The 2140-nt window shown below is 56.9% G+C and carries 2 protein-coding genes; both read left to right on the forward strand.

From position 1 onward, the window contains the following. Nucleotides 1–273: 273 nt before the first annotated feature. Entirely contained in the window at nucleotides 274–660 is a 387-nt protein-coding gene (locus WA354_RS08350) for a thioredoxin family protein (RefSeq protein WP_472812544.1), read from the forward strand. A gap of 74 nt (nucleotides 661–734) precedes the next feature. Next, nucleotides 735–1664 (forward strand): IS5 family transposase, encoded by a 930-nt coding sequence (locus tag WA354_RS08355; RefSeq protein ID WP_472812545.1) that lies wholly within the window; start codon nucleotides 735–737, stop codon nucleotides 1662–1664. Nucleotides 1665–2140 lie beyond the last annotated feature (476 nt).

Consider the following 2140-nt stretch of genomic DNA (forward strand, 5'->3'; position numbering starts at 1 on the left):
CTTCTATGCGCAAGGCGCTCTTCCTCAAGAGGAACAACACGAGAAACTCGCGCAGAGCCTCATGAATAACACCGCTCGGCCGGCCACTTGATGGCCACAACGATTAACTGCAGGGGGCTAATCCCCCCGGCGCGACTGTACGCCAGTAGGCCTTGTAGGAAGCACCTACGCCGGCGGATGAATCGGGGGATTAATTGGCTGGAGTGACCGGAAAAGCGTAATAACAAACCCCAATTGCCGGTCGGCTACAGGTCCCTGGCATTCGGAGAACCTATGAAAGCCCTCATGGCTGCCGTGTTTTCAGTGGTGTTGAGCTCGTTGGCATGCTTTGCCACCGCCGCTGAGCTTCCCTACAATCAAGCTCAATTTGACGCGCTGCGATCGGCGGGTAAGCCGGTTGCCGTGGTGTTTCATGCCGATTGGTGTCCCACCTGTCGCGCACAGGCGCCCGTGCTGAAGGAATTGGCCCAAACGCCGGCCTTGAAATCCCTGACTCTTTACGTCGCGAATTTTGATACGGCGAAAACGCTGAAAGAATCCCTCGGCGTTACTCAGCAGAGCACGATCGTCTTATTCAAAGGCGGAAAGGAAATTGCGCGCTCGACCGGCGATACGCAACGCGATCGCCTCGATGCGCTGCTGAAGCAGGCGGTTTCCTAGGGAAGCTCTGCACAGGTACCCCAAGATGACCGATACTGTGTGCAGTAAGCAGCAGCGGTGGGGCTGACAAATTCATGAAGCAAACGACGTTTGCCTCGGTAGCTTGGGAGAAGAAGGGCAAGATCACGCGCCGCGAGCGATTTCTGGCCGAAATGGACGCGGTGATTCCGTGGTCGAGATTGCTGGCGCTGATCGAGCCGCATTACCCGAAAGCGGGTAACGGCACGCAACCGAAGCCGATGGAGCAGATGCTGCGCATCTATTTCATGCAGAACTGGTTCAATCTGTCGGACCCGCAAGCCGAGGATTCGCTCTACGATATCGAGTCGATGCGTCGGTTTGCCGGCATTGAGTTGCTCGGCCACGATATTCCCGACGAGACGACGATTCTGCGCTTTCGGCACCTGCTCGAGCAGCATCAGCTGACCGAGCGGATATTTGCCGAGATTCGCTCGCTGCTGGAGGAGAAGCGGCTGCTGCTCAAGAGCGGAACGATCGTCGATGCAACGATCATCGCGGCGCCGCCCTCGACGAAGAACGAGCAGAAGGGGCGTGATCCCGAGATGCATCAGACGAAGAAAGGTAAGGACTGGCACTTTGGAATGAAAGCGCACATCGGTACCGACCGGCACGGTATCGTGCACAGCCTCACGACCACCGCGGCGAACGTGAGTGACATCACGCAGATGCCCGAGTTGCTGCACGGCGAGGAGCGGGAGGTGTTCGGCGACCAGGCGTACTGGAGCGAAGCGCATCGTAAGGCCGCCCTGGCGAAGGGTGTCCGCTACCGGGTCAACCGCCGTTCTCCTCACTTGAGCGAGTACCAGAGGTTCATCAACCGTCGCCGCTCCGCGGCTCGGGCCCGAGTCGAACATGTTTTCCACGTGGTCAAGCGCCTGTGGGGTTTTAGCAAGGTTCGCTACCGCGGCTTGGCGAAGAACACGGTCCGGCTGTATACCGCCTTCGCCCTGGCGAACCTGTATCTGCTCAGACGCCGCTTTTGAAAATCAACGTTTGGGGAATCTTGCACTTACGCGCGTCCTGTGAGCCAAAACGTGCGATTCGCTAGACTGTTAATCCGTTGGTCGGCGGTTCGAATCCGTCCCGGGGAGCCAGTAAAATCAATAATTTATGGATATTCTCTTATCTTGATTCTCAAGAACTTGTTTGCCACAAGATTCGTACGCCGTTGAGATCACCACCGCTACATCAGACCACTGGCCTTTGCTCGGCTTCATCTTGACACAGCGATCACCGAGAGTAATCTACGCGGCCCTCTTGCCGCCGCATTAGCTTGTCGAACCCGTGCCGCTGATTCATCGTGATCTAGGGAAGCTCTGCACAATTGATAGTGCGAGCCGAATTTGAAATGAAAGGAACGACGAAGATCATAGAAAACTGTGGGATTGCGGGCGCGGCCGTGCGATTCGGCCCGATTTTGCCGGCTTTTCCGCTCTCCTTGCAATCAACAGAGACACGT

The sequence above is a fragment of the Occallatibacter sp. genome (genome assembly GCF_049802275.1).
GTDB lineage: Bacteria > Acidobacteriota > Terriglobia > Terriglobales > Acidobacteriaceae > Telmatobacter.